Genomic DNA, 25,243 nt, shown 5'->3' with positions numbered 1-25,243 from the left:
CCATGAGGGCGCCCGGCTGCCATGATGGCTTTCACGCCGGGCCACGCCGATCGATTGACGGCCAGTTACGCATTTTCCCATGAAACCGTTTTCGCCGATTTGCGTTTAGCGGCCATGAAAAGAGAACGTGAACCCTCATCAAAGGCTTACCGGCAGGATCGTTTCGAAAACACCGAGCGAGCCGCCAAGGAAACCATCGAGGCGGAGCAGCGGGCTCGCCGGGAGAAAACCAAGCGGCTGAAAGAGCTGCGCCTGTCGCAGCAAAGCGGCAAGGCACCCGCAACCGAGTAGATCTCGCGCTCGCACCATCTTGAGCCGACGCGCCGATCGGTCCGTCTCCATGCCCTGACGCCCTCGCCTGCGTCTTACGGCGTGCGCCCCGAATTGTTTTGAATTTCGGACCTTCGCCCATCTTGCGGAGCAAAGATCGCGAAATTATCTTTTTTTTACTCGATAGCGATTCACGGCATCCAAAAAGGGCAGATTGCGATGTCAGACAAGCTGTTCAGCACGCGTGACGAACCGCTCGCCTCCGAAGATCTGGATGTGTGCAGGCGTGTCCACGAAGCCCTCTGTAGCGGGCTCAATATCGACAGATCAGGCGAGGCAGCCGACCGTCTTGGCGCGCTCATCATCGAACTCTATCGCCAGGGGGTGCATGACGAAAGCCAGCTTCGATTGCTGGCCGGCGGAAGGGGAGCCTGACAGCGCCAGACGTCAAGCTAGTCGCGACCTCCCCTTCCCTCTGCGGGGTGAAAGATGCGTTTTCCTGGATCGTCCCGGACTTGGTTTTGATCTGCGGACGCAGTCGCGGTTTTTGCTCAGCTTGGGATGAAGCTTCGAGAAATGACGCGGCGGCTAGTGTGTCACTCTTTGGGAAGCGTCACCATGACGCTCAGGTAATTTTGTTGAATAGAAGGGTGTCCGCGGTGGGTGAGGATTTTCGAGTTCGTGTGCTCACAATATTTGGCATACTGGTCGGGGCGCTCTCAACCGCAGCTATCGCCGTTTTGACTCAGCCTTTCGAAGTGGCTCCGATCGCCAAATGGCTCTTTATACTGGTCGGCGCCCCAGCGCTCGCGCTTCTCATCCATATGGGCGTTGGTAAATTATACTTCTCGGCGAAAGGCGAAGGGCCCTATGGTCCGCCACCGCCCAAATCGCGAATTCCAAAATACCACGAGCCAAAGCGCATATTTCCGTGGGTCCCTTACACAAACCTATTTACCGTCTTTATGACGTTTTGCGTCTTGCTTATGTCCGGCATCCGCTAGGGCATGTGACGGGAAGCCCTCCAGTAAACCCCACGGAACTCTCCTGGCATTCGATCGTCGCGATGTGGCCGAACAGCCCTGCTGCGTTAGCGCCGACGCACACATGTCCTCCCGTCCATCCCCAAATGAAACTTAATCCCTTCCCCTACGTTATCCCTTCGATACATCCGTTGACCCAAGGTGAGTGAAATGAACAGATTCGCCATCATTGCCCTGTCGATAGCGACGGCCTTCTCCGGAACGCCGGCCTCGGCAGGTCCGGTTTTCGTGCCGAGCCCGGTGCAGTCGGCGCAGTCGGCGCCTCAAAACACTGACGCCCGCGTCATGACCATCGGCTGTAACAACTTCACGAACTGCCCGGGTCAGTTCAACAATGGTCGCAAGTGGTATCGCAACCGCCACCACTATCGCGACGGGCGCTACTACCGCGACGACCGCTATGGCTGGGATCGCCGCTACGATCGCCGGTATCGCCGATATGACAATCGATATGACAATACCGGCGCCATCATCGGCGGCCTGGCAGCCGGCGCCCTCCTCGGCGGCATCATCGCTTCGCAGCCGCGCACGAGTGGCTATAGTTCGCATGCCGACTATTGCTATAGCCGCTACCGGTCCTACCGCGCCTATGACAACACCTACCAGCCGAATTACGGCCCGCGCCGCCAGTGCCGCTAGTCCGGTCCATCTATCAGAACAAGCCTCGCAATGAAGATGCGGGGCTTTATTGATGGCCGAAAGCCCGTTGCGCGGCTTGCCAGAGACATCGTTAGGCTGTTCTGATAATCGTCGCAGTCTAATGGCAATGTCCAGCGCAACGGTCCTCCAAAACCGAATCCCTCGCGGCCCTCTCCACTCTCACCTCACGCCCGGCCACAAATCGCCTTGCTCCCTATCACCCACAACTCTATATGTGTGAAAGGCGCGCCATAGGTTAGCAGATACGCACATACCTAATCCCTCCTCACGCCAAAATGAAACTTAATCCCTTCCCCTGCGTTATCCCCTCGATACATCCATTAACCCAAGGTGAGTGAAATGAACAAATTCGGCATCATTGCTCTGTCGATAGCGACGGCTTTCTCCGGAATGCCGGCCTCGGCAGGCCCGGCTTTTGTGCCGAGCTTGGTGCAATCGGCGCAGCCGGCGCCTCAAAATACCGATGCCCGGATCATGACCGTCGCCTGCAACCCATACTCCATCGTCTGCTCGGGCGACGGCGATAACCGCAGATCCTACCGCAACCGTGACCGCGATAACGATGGCGACCGGGACCGGCGCAGCTACCGCGACCGCCGCTACGACCGTGATGACCGTTATGGCTGGAATCGCCGCGATGATCGCTGGGATCGCCGCTATGATCGGCGGTATCGCCGCCACGACAACAGCGGCGCCATCATCGGCGGCCTGGCAGCCGGCGCCCTCCTCGGCGGCATCATCGCTTCGCAGCCGCGCACGAGCGGCTATAGTTCGCATGCCGAGTATTGCTATAGCCGCTACCGGTCCTACCGCGCCTATGACAATACCTACCAGCCGAATTACGGCCCGCGCCGCCAGTGCCGCTAGTCCGGTCTATCCATCAGTACAAGCCTCGCATGAAGATGCGGGGCTTTTTTGATGGCCGAAATCCCGTTGTACGGCTTCCAATTGCCGGTCGGTCGTGCTTGCCTGCGCGGCCAAGCTTGATTGGTTAGGCGATAGGAACCTAAAGCATGTCGCGCAAAAGTGTGCAGCGGTTTTGCGACAACGACATGCGTCGGATTAAAAGGCTAAAGCGTCAGGAGCGAATCTGAAAGATCGCGACGCGCTTTAGGTGCGAAATGCCATCTGGAGATACAGCAAAGCACGCCGTCGTCCTGCTACCGCCGGATCTGGAAAACCTGTCGGGTTTCGAAGCGGCGCTCGCCGCCGCGGCCGCTGATCACCCGCCTGTTCTGGATCTGGGATGGCGAATTCTGCGGCAGCATCAGCCTGCGCTTTCAAGCCGGCACCGAGGAACTGCCACCCGACGTATCGGGCCATGTCGGATATTCCGTCGTGCCGTGGAAACAGCGCAACGGCCACGCGACGACCGCCCTCACCCTTCTGCTGGCCGGTCGCAGCAAAGGAAGGCCTCGACCGCCTCACCATCCTCTGCAACGAGGACAATGACGCCTCGCGGCGCGTGATCGAGCGCAATGGCGGCGAATTGTTCACGCGCGGCCCCCATTCCTCCGACAGGGCCGATCAGATCAAACTGTATTTCTGGCTGAAGCCCGGAACCGCCAGCTGACATGACATGCGCAACTGATTTCCAGACGGACGGAGCACAAGCCTTGCCCGCCTATGCTCCGTCCGTCCCATCAGCCTGGGGCGGGCTGAGTGCTGGTCGCGGCGGCTGTCGGCGCCGCCGCGCATTGTCTCAGTAGGTCGCGGCCGGTTTCGGCTTCTTCTCGGTCCATTGCGGCGGGGCGCCGTATTTGGCGGCGACCGCCCCCATCAATCCGGGCGGCCGGCCGAAGGCGTCGCAGGCGGCGTATTTCGGTTTGCCGCCGAGCCAGGATTTCATCCGTTGCCCCGATGGCAGCGAGATATCCAATCCCTTCGGCTCCTTGCCTTTGATCAGCATCCGGGAAAACTCGCCGCTGAATTTCGAAGCCAGGCTATAGGCGTCGCCGACCTCAGAAACGCGAGGGTTGTTCTGCAGCGAGTTTGCCCCGCGCGACCAAACGATCGCGGCCCGCTGCACGCCACCGCTGTCGACAGCTTCCGCCTCGACCGCCAGTCCGCCGAGGCCCGCCGGCAGCCGCGGCACGCCGACGGGCAGCACGAAACCGGTGCCGACGGTCACGACCGTCGAAACACCCGCCATCGCCTTGTTGGTCGGCACGATGTCGGTGACGACGGAGCGGACCGTCAGATCCGCCGGCTGGCCGGCAGAGACCAGTTGATATTTGTCGCTGAGCGAAATGCAGAGCGCCCGGTCCAGCGCATTCGCCACCATCGTCCGGTCGGCGTCCGATTTGACGCGGGTCGCAGCGCTGAAGGCGAAGGTCGTCGGCACGATGCTCACCGTCTTTGCCGGGGCAAGGCGCGTCCCATCGACATAGACGCGCGATTTCGACAGCTTCCCCTTCGGCGCGCCGAGATTGCCGTAGGAGGAGAGCGTGCCTGCCTCTTTCAGTGGCACCGAGCTGCACCCGGTCGCGGCCATGGCGAGCGCCAGCGGCAGAGCGAGGGACAAGCCTCTCGAGGCCTGCGGGAAGAAAAATAGGAATGGATTGCTGCGCACGCTGTCTGGCCTCCGTCGCCGATGAACTCAGGCGAAAGTGGCGTCCAAGAATTGCCGCAACATTACATCGTCTCCGGCAGCATGGGCTGCCGGAAGAGCCGGTCTATCCGAGCTGGATCGTCACCTCGGTGCCGGCGGAACTGCTTTCGATGCTGACCTCGCCGCCATGGTTCAAACAGATCTGCTTGACGAGGCTGAGGCCGAGCCCTGCCCCCCTGCTCTTCGGGGTGACGCGGTAGAAAGGTTCGAACACCAGCTCGCGGTGCTCGGCCGGGATGCCAGGCCCCTCGTCGGCGACGCTGATCCGTCCACGGCCGGCAGCCGAGACCGAAACGGTGATCATGCCGCTCCCGCCGCCATGGTCGATGGCGTTGCGCACGAGGTTGCTGACGGCCCGCGGCAGCGCCGAAGGGCTCCCTTTGCATTTCAGGCTCTCGACCTCGCTCTGAAACGAAATCTGATAGCCGGCGCCGATCGCCAGCGGCGCAAGATCGGCCACGACGCTGCGGCCGATTTCGACCAGATCGACGATCTCATGGAGATCGGTCGCCTGGTCGTTGCGCTCGAAATCGAGTAATTGTTCCGCCGTCTCGGCCAAACGCGCGACGTCGTCGAGCAACCGCCTGCGGTCCTGCCCCTCGGCCGTTCCATCGATCCGGGTCTGCATGATCGCGATCGGCGTCCTCAGTTCATGCGCCGCATCGATCAGGAAGTGTTGCCGTTTGCGGAACTCGTTTTCCAGTCGGTCGAGCGCCTCGTTGAAGGCGATCACCAGCGGAGCGACTTCCCTCGGAATGCCGTCCAGAGGCAGGCGAGCATCGTAGCGGCGAGGCTCGATCTCCGACGCCTTGCGGGCAACCTCGCTGACACTGGCCAGGCCGCGCCTGACGATTCTGGGAACGGCGAGAAAAACCGCGGGCAAGGCGACGGCGAATAGCGGCACGTAGATCGGATAAACAGCGCCCATAAGGGTAAGAACGGGCCAGCCCTTGTCGGCGACGCCGCCAAACAGCACCCGTAGCTCGCCGATCGCGGTCCCCACGCTTTCGACCGAGGCGATCTCGTCCGTGCCGGCCGACCCCCTGATATCAGCCCCTTCGAACAGATAGGTCAGGTGCGCAAGCTCACCGTAGGCTGCAGGGATGGTTCCGTAGGACACGAAAGAACCGTTCGTCGTCGCCGCAACATACCAAAGCCCGTCATACTGCTGCTTGAGCGCGTCCAACTCCGGTGTATCTCTTATTTCAAGCCGCCCTTCGGCATCGAGCGCAACGGCCGGGGCCAACGCGGCGGTGATATGGTCCTCCAGCGCAACGTTCGGAGAAAGGATCGTCGCGCCGTAGAAGCAGAGCCCGATAACCACAGCCGTCACTACGCCGACGAAGACGAGGCTGAGCTGCCAGCTGAGCCGCCACCAGAGCGACGGATTGGTGTTTCCCGCCCCTCCCATCATTCTTCCTTCATCAGATATCCGACACCGCGGATATTGTGGATCGAAACCTCGGCTCCTGCGTCGGAAAGCCGTTTGCGAAGCCGCGATATGTGGGCATCGAGGGCGTTCGACTGAATTTCCTCTTCATAATTGTAGACCGCCGCCTCCAGCGTCGAGCGGAGCACGGTCTTCTCCTTACGCCTTGCGAGTGCGGCCAGCACCAGAAGTTCTCGCCGGGGCAGATCGAGCGGCGTATCGCCGACCGTGACGCTCAGATGCAGCGGATCGATCACCATGCGCCCAGCCGCGATCTTGAGATCGGACAGGTTCGGCGGCCGGCGCAGCACGGCGCGCAGCCGCGCCATCAGCTCCTCGACCAGAAACGGCTTGCCGAGGTAGTCGTCGGCACCGAGATCGAGGCCTTCCACCCGTTCCTTCGGCTCGTTCAGCGCCGTCAGCACGATGATCGGCGTCTCCTTCCCCGTCCGCCTCAACTCCGGAATGAAGCGCAACCCTTCGCCATCCGGCAGGCGCCGGTCGAGCAGGATCGCATCGTAGAGGTTCTGCCGCGTCAGCTCGACCGCGTCGGCCAGATGCATCGTGTGGTCGGTGACGATCCCGTGTTTGCCGAGCGCCGCCGACAGCGCCTCGGCCAGCTCCCTCTCGTCTTCTATCAACAGTATCCGCATCGCTCGTCCATTGTCTCGCTCACCCCTCTCTCCGCCACAAGGGTTGCGGCAGCATTGCGGAGCTTGCAAGGCAGCCGGTCATGCTGCTGCAATTGTTGAAGTCCAGCACAAAGAATATTCGCGGCAGCTGGAGATCAAGATGATCCGACCTATCCTACGTCTCCTGACGAGACACTTCCTTTCCGCCTTCCTCCTCGCCGCGCTGCTCGCAGCGCCCCTCGTGATACTGCACACGCTTCACGAAAAGGCAGCCTTCGAGAGCGGTCTCCTGATGGAGGTGCGATGAGCGTGCGAGCGAGCGAACCTCAGGCGGTCTCGCTGCCTGCCATGCAATAGGCCGAGAACGCCTGAAGATAGGCTTGCACCCTGGAACGGTTCTCCGCGGTTTCGACGGTCCTGAGCACATCGGCCGGCTCCAGTTTCATCAGAGGAAGCCGGAGGAAAATATCGCCGGCGAACCGGTCGGTGATGGTCGCAAGGATCGTGCGAAGACCGGCCAGCATGTCGTCGCCGCGATGCGATGCGTGCAGCAGCGCGATCGGCTTATGGACGATCTCATCTCCCGATACCAGCCAGTCGATCGCATTCTTCAGCCCGCCGGGCATGGATCGCACATATTCCGGGCTGGCAATGATCACCCCGTCGCTCTGAGCGATCGCCTCGATGAAATCCCGCACCGCCACCGGCAGAAATTCCCCCTCGAGATCGGGCGAAAATACCGGCAAACCTCCCACGCCATCGAAGATCGCAATTTCGATCTCATCTGGCGCAACGGCGCGCACCGCCCGCAGCATTGATGTATTGGTGGAATTGCGCCGGGCGCTGCCGGATATGGCGAGAATCTTCATGGCCCCTAACAGGAATCGATCGATCATGGCTGTCAACGCAAAAGGCTAGGATCGATTGAGTAACGCCAAAAAAGCGACTTTTGCTTGAACTAGCCAAGCCTCGCGTTAGCCTGAGTACCGCTGCCGAATCGGCGGGAATTACCCTCGAGGAAATACACATGACGGCTTTGATCGAGGCACGGGGCGTCAGCAAACGCTTCCGGCAGCACAAGAGATTTCCGGGCCTGCTGGGCGCCCTGAAGACGTTGGTGACCAACGAATATACCGAAGTTCTGGCCGTTTCCGACATTGGTTTCGACATCACGGCAGGCGAGGCCGTTGGTTATCTCGGCCCCAATGGTGCCGGCAAATCCACGATGATCAAAATGATGACCGGCATTCTGGTGCCGAGTGCCGGCACGCTCTCGGTGCTCGGACGCACGCCGCATCTCAAGCGGATGGACAATGCGCGCGAGATCGGAGTTGTTTTTGGCCAGCGCAGCCAGCTGTGGTGGGATCTGCCGCTGGTCGACAGTTTTACCTTGCACCAGCGCATCTATGATATCCCAGCCGCCCGCTACGCGGACAATCTCCGGCGATTCAGCGAATTGCTCGATCTCACGCCCTTTCTCGACCGCGCGGTGCGCCAGCTCAGCCTCGGCCAGCGCATGCGCGCCGAGATCGTCATGTCGCTGCTGCACGATCCCAAGATCCTCTTTCTCGACGAACCCACAATCGGGCTTGATGTGGTCGCCAAGGATGCGGTGCGGCGCTTCCTCGCCGAGATCAACCGCGAGCGCGGCGTCACCATCATTCTCACCACCCATGACCTTCAGGATATCGAAACCATCTGCCCGCGGCTGATCATGGTCGATCATAGCAGGCTCATCTTCGACGGCGAGTTGAGGAGCCTGCGTGCGGCATTGGGCTCTGCCCGGCGGCTGACGCTTGAATTTGCCAGCGACCCTGGACCGCTGCCGTTGCGCACCGCGGCCCTCGTCAGCGACGAGGGCCTGCGCAAGAACTATCTCATCGAGCGTGAAGACATCTCGCTGGTCGCAATCCTGTCGGAGGTCGGCAGCGGGCGCGGCCTCAAGGACGTGGCGCTGCATGAGCCCGACATCGAAGAGGTCATCCGCACCTTCTACCAGCGCCGCAACGCCGACCAGCGTAGCAATGCCAAGGCCCGGGCATCATGAGCGCCTATTTCGCCTTTGCGCGCAGTTCGTTCCATTCGCAACTCGCCTACCGCAACGAAGTATGGGCCAACATCTTCGGCAAACTCGTGCAGGTCTTTGCGCGTGTCGCCATCTGGCAGGCGGCCTATGCCGGCGTCGGCGCAATCGTGGTCGAGGGGGTCTCCCTGCAGCAGATGGTGACCTATGCCCTGCTCGGCGGCGCCGTGATGGGCGCAACCCGCCCAGAAAGGATCATCGGCGAGATCGGCCGGTCGCTCAAGACAGGCGATGTCGCGATCTGGTTACTCAAGCCCTTGTCTTATCCTCTCTACCTCTTCGCCAACGAATGCGGCAGCTTTCTCTACCGCCTGGCAACGCAGGTCATCCCGACCGTCGCCTTCACCGCCTTGTTTTACGGCATGCTGCCGCCCGTAAGCCCGTTCCATGCCGTGATGTTCATCGCCTTCTGGGCGCTGTCCTTTGCGCTGCTGTTCCTGATATCAGCGCTTTTCGGCCTCGTCGCTTTCTGGCTGATGACCAGCTTCTCGCTGGACTGGATCCTGGGCGCCCTGCTGCAACTGTTCTCAGGCGTGCTGGTGCCCTTCTGGTTCTTCCCCGAACCTCTGGCCATGATTGCCCGCCACCTGCCCTTTGCCTGGATCGTCTATTACCCCAATGCCGTCTATCTCGGCAGGCTTTCCACGCCCGAGATCTGGTTTCATCTCGGCCTGGGGCTCGGCTGGGCCGCCTTGTTCCTCGCCGGCGTCCTTTGGCTGTGGCGCCGCGCCTCCAGCCGTATCACCGTGCAGGGAGGTTGATCATGCTGATGCATCACCTGCGCGTCCTGCCGCTGCTGGTGCGGATGCACGTCCGCTCCAAGATGGAATATCGCGGCGCTTTCTGGCTCGACCGTCTTGCGCAGATACTCTCCTATGGCAGCGTCTTCGCCACCATCGGAATCCTGCTTGCCCGCTTCGACACGCTCGGCGGCTGGACCTGGCCGGAGCTTGCACTGTTGTTCAGCTTCCAACTGCTGGCCTATTCGCTCGGCGCTGCGATGAGCTTCGTGCAGTTGCGCGAGCTCGAAGAACTGGTGCGGCTCGGCACTTACGACACGCTGCTGGTAAAACCTTTCAGCCCTTGGGCCTATCTGGTCTTTTCCGGCCTCAATATCGGCTACGCCGGTCACATCATCCTCGCAGCGGCGCTGATGGCCTGGGCAGTTCTGTCGATCGACTTCGTTTGGTCGGTCTGGTCCGCGTCATTCTTCATTGCTGCGCTTGTCAGCGCAACGCTGCTGACGGGTGCGCTCATCACCATGATCGGCGCCACCGCGCTGATCTGGGTGCGGTCCAACCATTTGTTCTCGATCTTCTTCGGCTTTTGGGAGTTGACCCGCTACCCGCTCAATATTTTTCCTGGCGGCATACAGCTCATCCTCATAACCGCAGTCCCGCTGGCCCTCACCAGTTCCGTTCCCGTCGGCGCCCTGCTCGGCAAGCCCATCCCGATCCTCGGGGGCTGGGCCGAGCCGGTGTCGCTTGTGGCCGGGCCGATCTGGGTCTTGATGGCAATCGCTCACTGGCGGTACGCCACCGGCAAATATCAGGGTGCCGGCGGCTGATCGGGCCAGCCGGCGTCAGGACGCCTGCGCCGACGATCTCGCGCGGACCTCGAGGAATGCCGCGGTCAGCTTCGCCAGCACCGGTGAGGTGCAGGTGCCATTGGCGCCGCCGATCGGATCGACGATATGGATCTGCCGGAGATCCTCCATGAACGCGTCCCAAAGCGGCGGTCCGCCTTCTTCAAGAAGCTGCGCGCGGATGCTCAGTTCCTCGCTCACCGGCAGATGGCGGCGTCCCCAGGCGCCGATCATCGCGAAGACGGGCACGAGCTGGATCGCCGGCTCCGTCAGGCTGTAGATTGCTTTCTGGCTGTGGCTCGGATCGTCCCGCTTGCTGATGAATCCTAGCGAGAGCAGACGCTTCAACCTGGCGGCCAGTATGTTGGAGGCGATCCCCTCCTCCGAATGGGTCAGAAGCTCGCGGAAATGACGGCGGTTGCCAAACATGATGTCCCTGATGATGATGAGGCTCCACCGATCGCCCAGCACTTCCATCGTCAGGTTGATCGGGCAGCCCGACCGCAGTTCGATATCCACCAATTCTCTCCTTCGAAAAACTGGTTGCAATATAGGATCACTTATGCAACAAAGCAACCAGTTTCAAACAGCAATCAGATGGAGGAAAGCATGACCAAAGTGCGTGTCGCAGCGTTTTCCCTTTCCGTGGATGGTTTCGGCGCCGGGCCGGAGCAGAGCCTGAGCGATCCGCTGGGCAAGCGGGGAACGGAACTGTTTGAATGGTTTTTCCGCACCCGCACCTTCCGCGCGATGATCGGAAAGGACGGCGGTTCTGAAGGCGTCGATGAAAATTATGCCGCCCGCGGCATGGCCGATTTCGGCGCCTTCATTCTCGGGCGCAACATGTTCGGCCCCATCCGCGGCGATTGGCCGGATGACGCCTGGAAAGGCTGGTGGGGGCCGAACCCGCCTTATCACGCACCGACCTTTATCCTGACACATCACCCCCGCGAACCCATCGTCATGGAAGGCGGGACGACGTTTCACTTCGTCACCGGCGGCATCGAGGAAGCGCTTGCCAAGGCGAAGGCCGCGGCTGGCGGCAAGGATGTGAAAATCGGCGGCGGCGTCAGCACAGTCCGCCAATATCTGCAGGCCGGCCTGATCGACGAATTGCATTTCGCCATCTCGCCTGTTGTGCTCGGCAAGGGCGAAGCGATGTTCACCGGCATCGACCTCCCGGCGCTGGGCTTCCGCGTCGTCGAGCATGTGACGACCGAACACGCCACCCATATCGTGATGGCAAAATAAACGAGCCGAAACCATCCTGGCAGGCGCCGCTCTGACGGTCGCCTGCCTGAATCGTTCCCAGGTCCGAGACCAAACCGTGTTAAGAAAGCTGTGGCATTGCTCCCGAATGAGCGTAAAATAAAGGGCATCGGCCCATCGGACATCGGCGAGACCGCTTGAGAGATCATACGTGCTCTTGCCATTTCATGGAGGGCACGGAAATGCTCCTGTCACTCATTTCCCTTAACGATGATGAAATCATCACTGTCACCGATGCTGTTCGGCAATGGTGCTGCGAGAGGAAACTAGACATCGACAGCATCGAAGGACACCGCGCCATCACCGTCGCCGTCGATCTCATCCAGATGAACAGCGACCGCAACAGGCTTTTTACCGAGCTGTCGAAGCAGCTGGATCACCGGTAGGATTATCGATCCATCGAACCCGTCCCGGAGAGATGCAAGGAGCAACGCTGCGACGGGTCTCGAAGCGCGAGGCAGGCGCACAGCTCGATCGAATTTGCTTAGCTAAAGACGTTTTTCAAAGAACGTGTCAGGGTACGGGTCGTCGTTGAAACGGTCGATCTCGTTCCAGCCGGTTCCGCGATAAAGCTGTGTTGCCTCAGGCAGCGCACTATTCGTATCCAGACGCAGGATCTTGACGGACAGCTCGCGGGCGATGGTCTCGGCAGCCGTCATCAGGTGTTTTGCCAGCCCGAGGCCACGCGCGGAGGGGGCGACCCACAGTCTTTTGATCTCCGCGACTTCGCCGCCACTGCCCTTCAATCCGACACAGCCGATCGGCAGGCCATCTGAGATGGCCACTAGGAACGCGCCGTGCGGGCGGATCATATCCTTGGCGTCGGGATCGCGAGAAAGCGAGACATCGAAACCCTTCTCGAAGCGGCGTGCAAGTTCGCCGTAATATTCACTCAGACAATATCTGGCGTCCTCGTGTCGAGGATCTTGCTCCTCGAGAATGATGTGGTCACGCCTGAGCGAGGAAGCGACGATATCCATGGCGCGCAGGAGCTCTTCCGGGCGGCGATGGCGTGCCAGAAAAGATTGAGCCTGCGTGTTGGAAAGCGCTTCATAAGCCCGAAACTCGGAACGGCCGCTTTCGGTCAGCCGGACAATACGGCGGCGCGCATCCTCCGAGTTCGCGACCGTCTCGATGAGCCCCTCCTCTTCCAGACTGCGCAGCAGTCGGCTCATCAGACCCGAGTCGAGACCGAGATAATCGCGGATCATCGCAACGTCCGATTGGCCCTTGCCGATCGCATTGAGAACGCGAGCTGCGCCCAAAGGGCGGCCACGTCCGAGGAAAGAGGTATCGAGAGCGCCGACTTCCGAGGTGACGGCACGGTTGAAGCGACGGACACGAGAGACAGGATCGAAAGCCATATTATCTGACTTAGGTCAGGTAATTGATCATGTCAATTCTGCGCACTCAAAGAGCAGATTTTCCGGCCGGTCGCCGGCTGACGGCCACCTTGCGCAACACCATCGCCTCACCTATGGAAATGCAACATTCCGCAAGGCCTCTCAGTGTTCCGTTTTGCCCTTCATCTCCTGATCGCCCTCATCCTGACGTTACTGACTGAGATCGGCGGCATCGCCTATCTTATCGCTCTCGCCGCATCGCGCATCTTCGACATACGGCGATTTCCGGCGAAGCTTGCGATTTTCCTGATTTGTTATGCCGGCGCGACATTCGCCGCGAACCTTGCCGCACCGATGTTCGGACGGGTTCCCCTCTCCTGTGTCGCCAGTGCCGCGGACCGGCTCGTGGTCCGCTCTCCGATCTATTGTCTGCTGAACCGCAACTACGTCACCCCAGACGTGCGCGATCTGGCAAAGGCGCTTGCCGTCCATATGGACAAGCAATTCCCAGGCACCGTCACCGTCGCGCTAGATGCGAATTTTCCCTTCATGAATGGCTTTCCGCTGCTTCCGCATCTGTCGCATTCCGACGGGAAAAAACTCGACTTCGCCTATTATTACAAGGATGCGGACGGCGCCTTCCTGAATGGCGTCACCCGCTCGCCGATCGGCTATTTCGCCTTCGAGCAACCGAATCCCGGTGACGAACTGCCATGCGAAGGGCGTCATGACTGGCTCACCACCCGTTGGGACTTCAATGCGCTGCAGCCTCTGTTTCCGGCCTATCGCATCGAGGAACAGCGCACATCGGCCGCGATCGCCTGGCTGACCAGCGAAGGCGTGGCGCGCTTCGGCCTGCAGAAGATCTTCATCGAGCCGCATCTCAAGAACACGCTTGGGTTCACCGACAGCCATATCCGCTTTCAAGGCTGCCGCGCCGCCCGCCACGACGACCATATTCACATCCAGGTCGAATGATCCTCTCGCCGACCCGTCAAGAATGCCGGCGCGCCGTATAGATCGCCGTCGTCATATTGCGTTCGACGTGTCCGCCGAACCTGGATGCGGCGATGTCTTCCAGGGCATCGAGCAGTGCGCCACGCTCCACCGACGGCAGTGCAGTCACGTTGGAAAAAGTCGCGTAAAGCCTGCGAACGGCTGGCGGATCGAGCGTCAGCGTCCACGGGAGAAATTGCGGTGCGTCGGCAGTGAAGCCAGTGGCGGCCAGTTCCCCGACACGGGCCTCGGCGTCCAGCCCGTGAGGCAGCCGTTCGGCATCGCCGCTCGACGGGCTGGACGGGCTATTCGCGAAGAGATGAAGGGTTTCGTCGTGGAAGGCATCCGGCCGGCATCGCCAAAGACATTCCACCACAGGGCGATGGCTCCGCCCGGCCGGAGCAGATCATGGATCTTTTTCAGCGAATTGATCGGGTCAAGCCAATGGAAGGCCGTCGCAGCGGCGACGAGATCGAAGGAGGCAGGCTCGAGATCCGCGGTCTCGAAAGGAGCCGTCACGATATCAAGACGCGCGTCGTCGATCGAGGCGCGAAGGTAGTCCGCAAGCCGGCCATCAGGCTCGACGGCAACGAGCCTGCGCGGCCGGTGGCCGAGCAACGTCCTGGTCGCCAACCCTGAACCGGCGCCGATCTCCAATATGTCGATGCCGGCCTTGAGACCGGCGCGCTCGCGCAAGGCCGTCCATGTCGCTTGCGGATAAGGCGGCCGCCCGCGGTGATAATTGGCAGGATCATTCCCAAACGCTTCGCGGCCAAACCGACGGTCGAGCTTTACCGTTTCCATCGCGGACTCCATCTACAGCGTCCTTTGAATTATGCGGCAGCCAGGCTATCAAACGGGGTGGGTTTCGTCATAGGCGCGTTGTGCCGCAAAAATGGCATCCATATTCTTCTCGGCCCAGTGGGCAAGAGCGGAAACGGTATCCGTCAGGGTGCGCCCCAGCGGCGTCAGCGCATATTCGACGGTCACCGGCACGGTCGGAAAGATGGTGCGAGAGATCAGCCCGTTGCGCTCCAGCTTCCGCAGCGTCTGGGCCAGAACCTTCTGCGATATACCCTTGATATCGCGGCGGATGTGGTTGAAACGCACCGGCCCGCCTTCCAGCCGGTCGAGAATGAGCAGCGCCCATTTGTCCGCCAGCCGGTCCAGCACCAGCCGCGTCGGGCAGCGGTCCTCATAGACGTTGTAGGCCTGTTGCATCGCCGTCATCTGCTTTTCCCTTCCCGAAGCGGTTTCCCGGAGGAAACCAGGTGACAAAAAAGTGCTCTCTTTTCCAATCCGTATTTACCTGTATCTATCCAATAGTAAGATAGTTTCCAATAGATACCAAGGAGAGTGACATGAGCAACAAGATTCTCGTTCTCGGCGCGACGGGTACCGTCGGCAAGCATGTGGTGGATGGGCTTCTGGCGAAGGGCGAGGCTGTCAAGGCCGCTTCCCGCACGGGCAAGCCCGTGGCGGGCGCCGAGGGCGTCGTCTTCGACCATGGCAAGCCGGAAACCCATGGCCCGGCCTTCGAGGGCGTCGACCGCGCCCATGTGCTTCTGCCTTCCGGCTATGTCGATGCCAAGGGTCTGCTGCTGCCCATCATCGAAGCGGCGGCCAGCCGCAAGGTAAAGGTCGTGTTCCAGAGCGTTTTCGGCGTCGACGCCGACGACTCCATCCCCTATCGCCAAGTCGAGATCGCCCTGGAGAAATCAGGAACACCCTACGTCATCCTGCGTCCGAACTGGTTCGCCGACAATTTTCATACCTTCTGGAAGGCCGGCATCGACCATGGCCAGATCGCGCTTCCGGCGGCCGAGGGCAAGTCGAGCTTCATCGACGCCCGCGACATCGCGGCAAGCGCCGTGGCCGCCCTCACCTCCTCAGCCTTCGACGACAGGGCGTTCAACCTGACTGGGCCGGAAGCCCTGTCCTACGCTGAGGCCGCCGTCATCCTTTCCGACGTCATCGGCAAGCCCGTTGCTTACAACGCCATCACGGACGAAGCCTTCGTCGGCATTCTCACCGGCGCTGGCGTGCCGGCCGACTATGCGAGCTTCCTCGCTTCGATCTTCTATCCGGTTCGCCAGGGCTGGACCGCCGCCGTGACCGGCGATGTCGAGACGCTGACGGGCAAGGCGCCGCGTTCGCTGAAGACTTACGCGGCAGATTATGCCGCGGCACTGAAGGCATAAGTGCAAACAAAGTCGCAGACGGCGGTGTCCGCCGTCTGCCCTCCATGCAATGATAAAAGGAAGTCCGGCAATCGCCGCTGCAGCCGCCCCAGACGACATTCCCCAGGGAGCCATGCCATGCGTCCAGCCATCGCGATCCTCTTCCTGGTTGAAACCTGTCTTTATGCCGTTGCCTCGCTCACCCACGCCGGGCTCGTCCTCGAAGGCCATGAACACCGGCAGGCGATGATTGCCGAAGCAGTGATATCAGCCGTCCTCCTTCTCGGCCTGACCGCGCTCAGCCTTGACCGACCGTGGAGCCGCGCGGCTGCGATCTCGGCCCAGTCCTTCGCCCTCCTCGGCACTCTCGTCGGCGCCTTCACCATCGCCGTCGGCGTCGGCCCGCAAACCAGGCTCGATTACGTCACCCATGCCGTAATGATCCTGCTCCTGGTCACAGGCCTCATCTGGCTGACAAGGAAGCGGAACGCCCCGGGATAAGGATCGAGCCACGACGCCTATCGCAACGGCAGTTCGTAGCTCCGCTTCAGCGTTTCCATCGGCACGTCGGTCTTGACGCTGAGCACGCTCGGAATACGAGTCAGGTGGTCGGCCTGAAAACGCCAGTAGCTGTGCAGATCGGCGGTGACGATCCGAAGCACGGCATCGCATTCCCCTGTGGTCAGGTAGCATTCCATCACCTCGGGAAAGCGCCTCACGGCTTCTCCGAAGCGGAGCGTCACCTCGGCGTCCTGGGTCTTGAACCACACGCGGGCAAAAACCGTCAGCCCAGCCCCGATCTTGGCAGGGTCCAGCACGGCGACGTAGCGATCGATGATCCCGGCCTCTTCCAGCAGCCGCACCCGTCGCAGGCACGGCGAAGGCGACAGCCCGACCTCCCTCGCCAGATCGACGTTCGAAATACGCCCGTCACGCTGAAGCACGCGCAGGATATGGCGATCGATCGGGTCCAACGTTCCTGGCATTTCATAGCTCCAGCTATTCTCTGAATGGCAGAATATGCCAAACTTTTGCAATTTTGAAGAAGCTTTGAAAGCTCATTGCGTGCGAACTGGCCTATCGTTCTTCTCATTAAATCGGAGATGGACTGATGGTGAAAAAGATAGAGAAAATCGTGCTCGCTTATTCGGGCGGGCTGGATACATCGATCATTCTCAAATGGTTGCAGGAGGTCTATGAGTGCGAGGTCGTGACGTTCACGGCCGATCTCGGCCAGGGCGAGGAGCTCGAGCCGGCGCGAGCCAAGGCTGCGATGTCGGGGGTCAAGGACATCCGCATCCTCGATCTGCGTGAAGAGTTCGTCCGCGATTTCGTCTTTCCGATGCTGCGGGCCAACACGCTCTATGAGGGGCAGTATCTGCTCGGCAGTTCCATCGCCCGGCCACTGATCGCCAAGCATCTGGTCGGCATAGCCGGGGAAGTCGGCGCGGATGCCGTTGCCCACGGTGCAACAGGCAAGGGCAACGACCAGATCCGGTTCGAACTGGCCGTCAATGCGCTCGATCCGTCGCTTAAGGTCATTGCTCCCTGGCGCCAATGGAACATCCGCTCCCGCACCCAGCTTCTCGAATATGCCGAGAATCATCAGATCCCGGTGCCAAGCGACAAACGCGGCGAGGCGCCATTCTCGACCGATGCCAATCTGCTGCACACCTCGACCGAAGGCAAGATTCTCGAAGATCCGGCGCAAGTCGCGCCCGATTATATCTATCAGCGCACGGTCGACCCCGTCGATGCTCCCGATGCCCCCGAGATCATCACCATCGGTTTCGAGGCAGGGGATCCGGTTTCCCTGAACGGCACGGCGATGACACCGGCCGCATTGCTGACCGAACTCAACGGACTGGGCGGCCGGCATGGCGTCGGGCGGCTCGATCTGGTCGAAAACCGCTTCATCGGCATGAAGTCGAGAGGAATATACGAGACGCCGGGAGGTACGATCCTGCTTTCGGCGCATCGCGGCATTGAATCGATCACGCTCGATCGCGCCGCCGCGCATCTGAAGGATGAGATCATGCCCCGCTACGCCGAGCTGATCTATAACGGCTTCTGGTTCGCGCCCGAGCGGGAAATGCTGCAGGCCCTGATCGACCGGAGCCAGGCCTTCGTCAGCGGCGAAGTGGCGGTAAGGCTTTACAAGGGAAGCGCCTCGGTTATCTCTCGCACCTCCCCTTGCTCACTCTATTCCTCCGACCTCGTCACCTTCGAGGAAAGCGCCGTCGCTTACGATCACCATGATGCCGAAGGCTTCATCAGGCTCAATGGCTTGCGGCTCAAGAGCTGGGCAGCCCGCAACGGCAGATGACCGCTCGATCTTACGTCAGCCTGATGGGCCGATAGGTCAATGCCCACATTGACGGCACCTTCCCCCGCGGCGGGCCGAAGCAGTCAAAACCACGGAGAAGCGAGGAACCCAATTTCAAACGATCTAAAAACAGCAGCTCGAAAATTAATCGATTTTAATTTTATCGTTAAAATTTTCTTGTTGCATCGCAAAAGAATTTAGACATTAATTTTTGTGGATGCTCAGTTTATTCGTTGGAGAACTCGCATGACTGTGACATTTCCGCTGACCGAAAAGCGCGACCCGGAGACATTGCTGAAACACTTGATGTTGCACAAGCTAAGCGTTCCGGGAAATTGCGTCGTGTCGCTCAAAGCCAACGTCGCCCACGTCTCATCCTCTCATACGACCGCGCTCGGCACCGCCCGTACCGCCTGGTAGGGATCGGGGCGGCATTCTCCAACTCCCTCATCCTGAGGGGCGATCCGTAGGATCGCCTCGAAGAACACACGCAACGCCGCTTCTTGCCTGTCGGACGCCTGCGGTACCGATCCCCATGTTAGGGGAAATATGAACATTCTCCGAGACATCGGAGAGCGGAAATCGGGATGACCTCAGCCGTCGTAGACGACAGCAACCTTGTTCCCAGCCGGGTCACGCATGTAAGCGGAATACCAGTTCGGCCCGTAATGCGGACGTAGACCAGGTGCGCCCTCATCCGTTCCCGAATTGCTCATCGCAGCTTCGTAGAAAGCGTCTACTTCGGCGCGGGACTGGGCCATGAAACCAACCATCGAGCCGTTTCCGGCGCTTGCCTGCTCCCCATTGAAGGGCTTGCAGACCCACAGAATAAAACCTTCGCCTTTCCCGCCTTCGGAATAGGCTCGCCATCCGGGAAATTCCTTATGTTTGCTCCATCCGATCGTTGCCAGAGCGGCATCGTAAAAGGCGTTCGATTTGTCGAAATCGATTGCGCCGAGGGTTGCATAAACGCTCATCACCTTCCCTTCCCTGTTGCAGGATCATGCAGGTTTCATATCGCGCATACACGAACATAACAAGAACAACTACGGGCAGTCTTGCGAAAAATCATCGCGGCAGACGGTGATTGCCGTGTCCGCAAAAACTCCTATTCTGCACTTCGCCGATGGCGATGAAACCTCGGTGTACCCCCATGACTGCGACGGGAAATTTGGATCACATCATGATGACTTTGGAACGCCGTGATCTCAGCGATATCCACCGTGACGACTGGGTGGATCGCCGTTTGCCGGCCACATGGCGGCCCTATACGCGGTTGGCGCGGCTGGATCGCCCGGTCGGGATATGGCTGACGCTTTTCCCATGCTGGGCCGCCCTCATTCAGGCATCGAGCGGCCTCCCCGACCTCAGGCAATTGGCGGTCTTTTCTCTCGGCGCTCTTCTGATGAGAAGCGCCGGTTCCACGATCAACGACATCGCCGATCGGAAGTTTGACGGCCATGTCGAGCGGACCCGCTTTCGGCCCTTGGCAAGCGGAGAGATTGCCACGCTGCCGGCCTTTGTTTTCCTGGCCGTTGAACTCGCACTGGCGGCTTTGCTTCTGTTCTTCCTGACGCCTTACACACGCCTCATTGCGATATGTGTGCTGCCGCTCGTCTTCGTCTATCCGCTCTGCAAACGTTTCACCCACTGGCCGCAGGCCGTCCTGGGTGCAGCGTTCAACTGGGGAATGCTGATGGCATGGGCCGAGGCTGCGGGCCACATCCCGGTTGGTGCCATGCTCATGTGGGCCGGCGCCATCGCCTGGCAGATCGGCTATGATACCGTCTATGCCTATGTCGATCTGAAGGACGACACCCGTCTCGGCCTGAAATCAACGGCAATCCTGTTCGGCCGGCATGGCAAGATCTTGATCGGCCTGTTCTATGCCTTGGCGGTCGGCGCGTGGTCGCTCGGGGGCTGGCTGTTGGAAATGTCACCGCCTTATGCGATCGGAATGCTGGTGATCGCTGTCCATCTTGGCTGGCAGACCCGGCGGATCGACCTTGCCCGCCCGGACGTGAATTATCGCTTGTTCCTGGCTAATATCCTGACGGGAGTGCTGCTCGCCTGCACGGCGTTTTCAGGCACATGGTAAGCAGCTCGAGGACGTTAGCACCGATGACCTACTTCAAACATGGCGTGCTCGCCGCGGTCGTGACGCTGGCGGCAACGATGACATCCCTCCATCAGGCGTATGCGCAACCATGCGAGCAGCAAACCTTCGAAGAAGCAAAATATGTCGTCTGCACGCTGGAACCGGGCAAAGCCGATCTGCGATTGTTCTGGAAGAATGACGATGGCGCGCCATACCGCGCTTTTTCAAGCCTTGCCGAAGCTGTTCGCGCCGAGGGGCGAACCCTGGTTTTCGCCGTCAATGCCGGGATGTATCGGGCCGATTTTTCGCCGATGGGACTTTATGTCGAGAACAGCAGGGAATTGAACTCCGCCAATACGACGCCAGCCGAAAGCTCCGCCGGCCAGGTGCCGAATTTCTACAAGAAGCCGAACGGCGTGTTCTTTCTGAGTGAAGCAGGCGCCGGGATACTCCCGACCGCTGAATTTCTGAAGCGTCGGCCCAAGGTGCGGTTCGCCACCCAGTCCGGCCCGATGCTTGTTATCGCCGACAAGCTGAACCCGATCTTCATCGTCGGCTCGACGGACCGAACCCGCCGCAGCGGTGTCGGAGCCTGCGAGCGCGGCACGGTTCGTTTCGCGATCAGCAAAGACGGGGTGAATTTCCACGATTTCGCACGGCTCTTCCGCGACCATCTGAAATGCCCGGACGCCTTGTTTCTCGATGGCGGACGAGGGGTCGGACTTTACAATCCGGACATGGGCTACAACGACTGGTCCTGGCACGGCGGCTACGGCCCTATCTTCGGGTTTGTCGAGTAGCGCAAGGAAAAGCCGGCTTCTACCAGGCCGACGATCCTGTCAGTCGACCTTTCACTGCCGGTCCGATGCCTGTTGCATGATGTCCAGGATGACGCGCCTTTCAAAAACCGCCTGCTTCGCATAGGCTCCCGAACTTCAAAATTGGAAGGGCCGGATGGAATATATCGATTCACTCGCATTGCTCATCAGCGTCTATGTCGTCTCCCTCGTCAGCCCCGGACCGAATTTCATCATCGTCACCAACACCAGCATGACGGTGTCGCGCGCGGCCGGCCTCTTTGCGGGTCTCGGACTTGCGATCGCATCCCTGACCTGGGCCGTCATGGCGATGGCAGGCCTCGGCTTTCTGCTGACCCAATTCGATTGGCTGCATATGACGTTGCAGGTGGTCGGCGCGCTGTATCTGATCCGGCTGGGCCTGAAGATGATCCGCGGCGCGGCCAAGCCCTTGAAGACGACCGGACCGACTGAGGTCACATGGCGCTCCGCCATGCGCCGTGCTTACGTCGTCAGCATGACCAATCCGAAATCAGTGGCTTTCTTCGGAAGCATCTTTGCGCTTGTCATCCCGGCACATGCGCCTGTCTGGCTCTATTGCGTCATTGCCCTGACCTGCTTCCTGCTCTCGGCTCTCTGGTATTGCGGCCTGGCCTTTTTCTTCTCTAACCCGCGCGTTTCCGCCAGCTTCCTGCGGTTCAAGGCCGGCATCGAGCGCGTGATGGGCGCCGCCCTCATCCTCATCGGCGGCCGCCTGCTCTGGGCTCGCTGACCTCATTCCGGCATGCGGGAGGGCCGGCCACTCGGTCAGGCAGCAGGCGAGGCCGGCAAGGGTTCGTCAATCTCTTCGGGAATGAAGCCGTCGGTCTGGCGTTTCCATAGACGGGCAAACAGACCGTCCCGTTCGACCAGTTCATCCGGCCTGCCCTCCTCCACGATGCGCCCGTGATCGAGCACGACGATCCGGTCCATCCTGGCAATGGTCGACAGGCGATGGGCGATCGCGATCACCGTCTTTCCCTCCATGACGAGGTTCAGCCTTTCCTGGATGGCGGCTTCGGATTCGCTGTCGAGGGCGGAAGTCGCCTCGTCGAGCACCAGGATCGGCGCGTCCTTCAGGAGAACGCGGGCGATGGCCACGCGCTGGCGCTGGCCGCCGGAAAGTTTGATGCCGCGGTCGCCGACGAAGGCATCATAGCCCCTGCGGCCTTCGCCATCGGAAAGATCGGCTATGAAGGCATCGGCGCTGGCCATCTTCGCCACCCTCTCGATCTCGTCCGTCGTCGCCTCCGGCCGGCCGTAACGGATATTGTCGCCGACCGATCGATGCAGCAGTGCGACATCCTGCGCGATGACGCCGATGGCGCGGCGAAGGCTTGCCTGCGTGACCGTGCGGATGTCCTGCCCGTCGATCAGGATCGCGCCGTCGGCGATGTCGTAGAAGCGTAAGAGCAAGCTCACCAGCGTCGTCTTGCCGGCCCCGGAGAGGCCGACGAGCCCCACCTTTTCGCCGGCACGAACCGTCAGCGACAGGTCATCGATAACAGGCTTGCCGGAGGTGTAGGCGAAACGGACATTCTCGAAACAGATTTCCCCACGGCTGACCGTCAATTCGGTCGCATCCGGCCGGTCGGTGATGGTGGGTGGTGTCGTCATGACCGGCATGGCATCCTTGATCGTGCCAAGCGCGCGGAAGATCTGCTGTCCCATTTGCAGGAAGGTGAAGGACCCAGCCGAAAGGCGCTGGAGGATGTACACCGTTGCAACGAAATCGCCCACGGTCAGGAATCGGTCAAACAGACCCCAGAAACCAATGCTGAGCATGACGAGCCAGAGCACCATGTTGAGGCTGATGACGACGAGTTCCGTTGTCCGGTAGATGCGCTGTTCGTGGTGAAGCGTGTCGACCCCCTTGGACATGGTCTTTCTCAGCGCACCCGCCTCGCTATCTTCTGCTGCGAACTGCTTGACCATCTGGATGTTGCCGTAGATGTCCGTCAGGGCACCGGAGATGAGGCTGTTCTGCTTTGCCGAGCGGCGGGCGCGCTCCGTAAAATCCGGAACGACCTTGATCGTGAAGAGCACGTTGAAGGCAACCCAGACGACGACCGGCAGCGCAAGCTGCCAGGAGAGCGCGAGCAGAAGAACCACCGACCCGATGATCTGAAGCAGAAAGCGGGGGGCCGTCTGGAACGCGATCACGATCTGTTGCTGAACGGCATTGGCGACCTGACCGAGCCTTGATGCGACCTGACCGGTGAAAAGATCATGGAAGAAGGCGAGATCCTGCCGCTCGACGGCCTTGTGCCCCTGCCATTGAATTGCAACGGGCAGGCTGATGCCGATGGTGTGCGAGTTGAGAATATTGGTGATATAGAAAAGAATGGGCATCACCGGAAAAAGCAGAAAGGCAAGGACTGCCAGCAGCCCGAACTTGCTGTCGACGAAGAGTTCGACACCCTGCGTCGTCACTCCGTCGACAATGACCGAAAGCCCCCAGATGATCGTAAGATTGATTGCTTCGATGGCCATCGAGCTCGCCGCCATAGCGATGATGACGCCTCGAAACATCGCGATGAAGTGCAAAAGAACCGCCACAGGTCCCTTCGTGGGCAGCGGCCGGTAGGGGATATCGAGCGGCCGGATCAAGGTTTCGAAGGGACGATAGATCGCATCTGAAATCGACATGGGCCACTCGGATCAAAAAATCGGGAGGAGGCGTGGACTCAGCTACGCTGGGTCGCAGAAAATCATCTTCCGGCCGCGATCTCAATTAGAAATTTCAGAAAACGCCCGATGCAAAAGGTGTCGTGAAAGCCGTTTCAGGAGCACGTGGCGCCTGAAAGCGCCAATTGCGGTCATCGCGTAATTGCGGCAGGATGTCGTCCGTAAACAGGGAGCAGGATTGAACCGGCGACCATGCTGACGGGCTCATGTCATTGCGGCAAGGCGAGCTGGACACTCGAAGGTGATCCCGGCTCGATCACCGCGTGCAACTGTACGCTCTGCCGGCGCTACGGCACGTTGTGGGCCTATGATTACGAAGGAGAGCGTATCGCTCTCACTGGAGAGACCGCCTCCTACACCCGCGCCGACAGGGACGAGCCGTCTCTAGAAATATTATTCTGCCCATCCTGCGCCTGTGTCTTGAGCTGGCGCGGCCTGCGGCTTCGAAAGGATGGCCGCCGGCGCATGGCCGTCAACATGCGGCTTGCGCCGGCCGATCTCGTTCAGGACCTGCCGATCGATCATTTCGACGGCCTTGATACGTTTGAAGACCTTCCTTCCAAAGGGCGCTGCGTGCGCGACCTCTGGTTCTGACAGCCTGTCTCGTGTCGACCGGCCGATTGCGAAAATCGCTACCCGGCCGGGTCGCACCAGACGCAGCGCTCTGACGAAAGATCGTTCCGCGATAGGCTTCTCAGCCGCGCCGCGCCGCCTCGATCGCTGCGATGTCGATCTTCCTCATGGTCATCATCGCGTCAAAAGCACGCTTTGCCTGGCCACCGCCTGCCGAGAGCGCTTCGGAGAGGACGCGCGGCGTGATCTGCCAGGACACCCCCCATTTGTCTTTGCACCAGCCGCACGCACTTTCCTGGCCGCCATTGCCGACGATGGCGTTCCAGTAGCAATCGGTTTCCTCCTGATCGTCGGTCGCGATCTGAAAGGAGAAGGCCTCGTTGTGTTTGATCGCGGGACCGCCGTTCAACCCGATGCAGGGAATCCCCGCAACGGTGAACTCGACAACCAGCACATCTCCCTGCTTACCCTCGGGATAATCTCCCGGTGCACGAATAACGGCGTCCACGGTACTGTCGGGAAAAGTCGCAGCATAGAAGCGGGCGGCAGCCTCAGCATCCTTGTCGTACCATACGCAGATCGTGTTCTTTGCCATTGTGTGCTCTCTCGCTCCTCGTTTCG

At 60.5% G+C, this 25,243-nt stretch carries 30 protein-coding genes and 2 pseudogenes; 20 read left to right on the top strand and 12 right to left on the bottom strand.

Translation table 11 applies throughout. The features are described 5' to 3' along the window. Positions 1-21: 21 nt before the first annotated feature. From FHT75_RS04390 to FHT75_RS04370, 5 genes and pseudogenes are all read left to right on the top strand, one after another. Positions 22-291, top strand: a complete 270-nt coding sequence (locus FHT75_RS04390) for a hypothetical protein (protein ID WP_088930345.1) — start codon at positions 22-24, stop codon at positions 289-291. Between the two features lie 198 nt (positions 292-489). After that, positions 490-705 (top strand): hypothetical protein, encoded by a 216-nt coding sequence (locus FHT75_RS04385; protein ID WP_029733165.1) that lies wholly within the window; start codon positions 490-492, stop codon positions 703-705. Between the two features lie 758 nt (positions 706-1,463). Continuing rightward, on the top strand, positions 1,464-1,952 hold the full coding sequence (locus FHT75_RS04380) for a BA14K family protein (protein WP_029733167.1): 489 nt from the start codon (positions 1,464-1,466) through the stop codon (positions 1,950-1,952). Between the two features lie 360 nt (positions 1,953-2,312). Further along, positions 2,313-2,840 (top strand): BA14K family protein, encoded by a 528-nt coding sequence (locus tag FHT75_RS04375; RefSeq protein WP_028756080.1) that lies wholly within the window; start codon positions 2,313-2,315, stop codon positions 2,838-2,840. A gap of 254 nt (positions 2,841-3,094) precedes the next feature. Continuing rightward, positions 3,095-3,546 (top strand): annotated as a pseudogene (locus FHT75_RS04370) (GNAT family N-acetyltransferase). Positions 3,547-3,675: 129 nt separating this feature from the next. Here the strand turns inward: FHT75_RS04370 and FHT75_RS04365 are convergent. The 3 genes from FHT75_RS04365 to FHT75_RS04355 all read right to left on the bottom strand — a co-directional run bounded on the left by FHT75_RS04365 (position 3,676) and on the right by FHT75_RS04355 (position 6,666). Then, the gene (locus FHT75_RS04365; RefSeq protein ID WP_029733168.1) at positions 3,676-4,545 is read right to left on the bottom strand and encodes a DUF3313 domain-containing protein; all 870 of its coding nucleotides are present in this window, start codon (positions 4,543-4,545) and stop codon (positions 3,676-3,678) included. Between the two features lie 103 nt (positions 4,546-4,648). Then, complete coding sequence (locus tag FHT75_RS04360) at positions 4,649-5,998, bottom strand: sensor histidine kinase (RefSeq protein WP_409527290.1); 1,350 nt, start codon at positions 5,996-5,998, stop codon at positions 4,649-4,651. Beyond that, positions 5,995-6,666: a response regulator transcription factor gene (locus tag FHT75_RS04355; RefSeq protein WP_028756072.1), complete on the bottom strand. Its 672-nt coding sequence runs from the start codon at positions 6,664-6,666 to the stop codon at positions 5,995-5,997. Before FHT75_RS04355 ends, FHT75_RS04360 begins: the two co-directional genes overlap by 4 nt. 139 nt (positions 6,667-6,805) lie before the next feature. On the opposite strand from FHT75_RS04355, the gene FHT75_RS04350 reads away from it, so the two are divergent. Beyond that, positions 6,806-6,952 (top strand): hypothetical protein, encoded by a 147-nt coding sequence (locus FHT75_RS04350; RefSeq protein ID WP_164735916.1) that lies wholly within the window; start codon positions 6,806-6,808, stop codon positions 6,950-6,952. Between the two features lie 19 nt (positions 6,953-6,971). On the opposite strand, the gene FHT75_RS04345 is transcribed toward FHT75_RS04350, so the two are convergent. After that, positions 6,972-7,514 carry an NADPH-dependent FMN reductase gene (locus tag FHT75_RS04345; RefSeq protein ID WP_183844650.1) on the bottom strand — a complete coding sequence of 181 codons (543 nt, stop codon included), beginning with the start codon at positions 7,512-7,514 and terminating at the stop codon, positions 6,972-6,974. Positions 7,515-7,672: 158 nt separating this feature from the next. Between FHT75_RS04345 and FHT75_RS04340 the strand changes: the two genes are divergently transcribed. From FHT75_RS04340 to FHT75_RS04330, 3 genes are read left to right on the top strand one after another with little or no spacing between them, the layout of a single operon-like run. After that, positions 7,673-8,692, top strand: coding sequence for an ATP-binding cassette domain-containing protein (locus tag FHT75_RS04340; protein WP_028756070.1), 1,020 nt, complete (start codon positions 7,673-7,675; stop codon positions 8,690-8,692). Continuing rightward, complete coding sequence (locus FHT75_RS04335) at positions 8,689-9,489, top strand: ABC transporter permease (RefSeq protein ID WP_029868233.1); 801 nt, start codon at positions 8,689-8,691, stop codon at positions 9,487-9,489. Before FHT75_RS04340 ends, FHT75_RS04335 begins: the two co-directional genes overlap by 4 nt. Positions 9,490-9,491: 2 nt before the next feature. Beyond that, positions 9,492-10,295 (top strand): ABC transporter permease, encoded by an 804-nt coding sequence (locus FHT75_RS04330; protein WP_029868232.1) that lies wholly within the window; start codon positions 9,492-9,494, stop codon positions 10,293-10,295. Positions 10,296-10,310: 15 nt separating this feature from the next. Here the strand turns inward: FHT75_RS04330 and FHT75_RS04325 are convergent, their stop codons facing one another. Further along, complete coding sequence (locus tag FHT75_RS04325) at positions 10,311-10,832, bottom strand: winged helix-turn-helix transcriptional regulator (RefSeq protein ID WP_028827836.1); 522 nt, start codon at positions 10,830-10,832, stop codon at positions 10,311-10,313. A gap of 90 nt (positions 10,833-10,922) precedes the next feature. Here FHT75_RS04325 and FHT75_RS04320 point away from each other — a divergent pair, with 90 nt between their 5' ends. Beyond that, entirely contained in the window at positions 10,923-11,564 is a 642-nt protein-coding gene (locus FHT75_RS04320) for a dihydrofolate reductase family protein (protein WP_029868414.1), read from the top strand. Between the two features lie 200 nt (positions 11,565-11,764). After that, on the top strand, positions 11,765-11,968 hold the full coding sequence (locus tag FHT75_RS04315; protein ID WP_029868413.1) for a hypothetical protein: 204 nt from the start codon (positions 11,765-11,767) through the stop codon (positions 11,966-11,968). 102 nt (positions 11,969-12,070) lie between these two features. Here the strand turns inward: FHT75_RS04315 and FHT75_RS04310 are convergent, their stop codons facing one another. Next, entirely contained in the window at positions 12,071-12,946 is an 876-nt protein-coding gene (locus FHT75_RS04310; protein WP_029868412.1) for a helix-turn-helix domain-containing GNAT family N-acetyltransferase, read from the bottom strand. A 144-nt stretch (positions 12,947-13,090) separates the two neighbouring features. Between FHT75_RS04310 and FHT75_RS04305 the strand changes: the two genes are divergently transcribed. Continuing rightward, the gene (locus FHT75_RS04305) at positions 13,091-13,903 is read left to right on the top strand and encodes a hypothetical protein (RefSeq protein ID WP_029868411.1); all 813 of its coding nucleotides are present in this window, start codon (positions 13,091-13,093) and stop codon (positions 13,901-13,903) included. A 16-nt stretch (positions 13,904-13,919) separates the two neighbouring features. On the opposite strand, the pseudogene FHT75_RS04300 reads toward FHT75_RS04305, so the two are convergent. Continuing rightward, positions 13,920-14,737: pseudogene (locus FHT75_RS04300) on the bottom strand (class I SAM-dependent methyltransferase). 36 nt (positions 14,738-14,773) lie between these two features. Then, complete coding sequence (locus FHT75_RS04295) at positions 14,774-15,151, bottom strand: winged helix-turn-helix transcriptional regulator (RefSeq protein ID WP_028758907.1); 378 nt, start codon at positions 15,149-15,151, stop codon at positions 14,774-14,776. A 131-nt stretch (positions 15,152-15,282) separates the two neighbouring features. On the opposite strand from FHT75_RS04295, the gene FHT75_RS04290 reads away from it, so the two are divergent. Beyond that, positions 15,283-16,122, top strand: a complete 840-nt coding sequence (locus tag FHT75_RS04290) for an SDR family oxidoreductase (RefSeq protein WP_028757499.1) — start codon at positions 15,283-15,285, stop codon at positions 16,120-16,122. A 117-nt stretch (positions 16,123-16,239) separates the two neighbouring features. After that, entirely contained in the window at positions 16,240-16,602 is a 363-nt protein-coding gene (locus FHT75_RS04285; protein ID WP_028757500.1) for a hypothetical protein, read from the top strand. A 17-nt stretch (positions 16,603-16,619) separates the two neighbouring features. Here the strand turns inward: FHT75_RS04285 and FHT75_RS04280 are convergent, their stop codons facing one another. After that, complete coding sequence (locus tag FHT75_RS04280; RefSeq protein WP_028757501.1) at positions 16,620-17,087, bottom strand: Lrp/AsnC family transcriptional regulator; 468 nt, start codon at positions 17,085-17,087, stop codon at positions 16,620-16,622. Positions 17,088-17,215: 128 nt separating this feature from the next. Between FHT75_RS04280 and FHT75_RS04275 the strand changes: the two genes are divergently transcribed. Both FHT75_RS04275 and FHT75_RS04270 read left to right on the top strand, forming a co-directional pair. Further along, on the top strand, positions 17,216-18,427 hold the full coding sequence (locus tag FHT75_RS04275) for an argininosuccinate synthase (RefSeq protein ID WP_183844653.1): 1,212 nt from the start codon (positions 17,216-17,218) through the stop codon (positions 18,425-18,427). A gap of 246 nt (positions 18,428-18,673) precedes the next feature. Continuing rightward, the gene (locus FHT75_RS04270) at positions 18,674-18,847 is read left to right on the top strand and encodes a hypothetical protein (protein WP_168333141.1); all 174 of its coding nucleotides are present in this window, start codon (positions 18,674-18,676) and stop codon (positions 18,845-18,847) included. Between the two features lie 173 nt (positions 18,848-19,020). Here FHT75_RS04270 and FHT75_RS04265 read toward each other — a convergent pair whose 3' ends face one another. Beyond that, on the bottom strand, positions 19,021-19,404 hold the full coding sequence (locus tag FHT75_RS04265; protein WP_028757503.1) for a VOC family protein: 384 nt from the start codon (positions 19,402-19,404) through the stop codon (positions 19,021-19,023). A gap of 206 nt (positions 19,405-19,610) precedes the next feature. Here FHT75_RS04265 and ubiA point away from each other — a divergent pair, with 206 nt between their 5' ends. From ubiA to FHT75_RS04250, 3 genes are all read left to right on the top strand, one after another. Continuing rightward, the gene (ubiA, locus tag FHT75_RS04260; RefSeq protein ID WP_028757504.1) at positions 19,611-20,525 is read left to right on the top strand and encodes a 4-hydroxybenzoate octaprenyltransferase; all 915 of its coding nucleotides are present in this window, start codon (positions 19,611-19,613) and stop codon (positions 20,523-20,525) included. A 23-nt stretch (positions 20,526-20,548) separates the two neighbouring features. Further along, positions 20,549-21,325, top strand: coding sequence for a phosphodiester glycosidase family protein (locus FHT75_RS04255; RefSeq protein ID WP_183844649.1), 777 nt, complete (start codon positions 20,549-20,551; stop codon positions 21,323-21,325). Between the two features lie 154 nt (positions 21,326-21,479). Next, complete coding sequence (locus FHT75_RS04250; protein ID WP_047610507.1) at positions 21,480-22,094, top strand: LysE family translocator; 615 nt, start codon at positions 21,480-21,482, stop codon at positions 22,092-22,094. A gap of 35 nt (positions 22,095-22,129) precedes the next feature. Here the strand turns inward: FHT75_RS04250 and FHT75_RS04245 are convergent, their stop codons facing one another. Next, complete coding sequence (locus tag FHT75_RS04245) at positions 22,130-24,010, bottom strand: ABC transporter ATP-binding protein (protein ID WP_183844648.1); 1,881 nt, start codon at positions 24,008-24,010, stop codon at positions 22,130-22,132. 231 nt (positions 24,011-24,241) lie between these two features. On the opposite strand from FHT75_RS04245, the gene FHT75_RS04240 reads away from it, so the two are divergent. Then, positions 24,242-24,643: a GFA family protein gene (locus tag FHT75_RS04240; protein WP_028827839.1), complete on the top strand. Its 402-nt coding sequence runs from the start codon at positions 24,242-24,244 to the stop codon at positions 24,641-24,643. A gap of 100 nt (positions 24,644-24,743) precedes the next feature. Here FHT75_RS04240 and FHT75_RS04235 read toward each other — a convergent pair whose 3' ends face one another. Beyond that, on the bottom strand, positions 24,744-25,217 hold the full coding sequence (locus FHT75_RS04235) for a VOC family protein (RefSeq protein WP_183844647.1): 474 nt from the start codon (positions 25,215-25,217) through the stop codon (positions 24,744-24,746). Positions 25,218-25,243 lie beyond the last annotated feature (26 nt).

This window comes from Rhizobium sp. BK112, from assembly GCF_014193215.1.
GTDB lineage: Bacteria > Pseudomonadota > Alphaproteobacteria > Rhizobiales > Rhizobiaceae > Rhizobium > Rhizobium anhuiense.
Note: the sequence above shows the minus strand (reverse complement) of the source record. Positions and strands in the feature narration are given on the sequence as shown.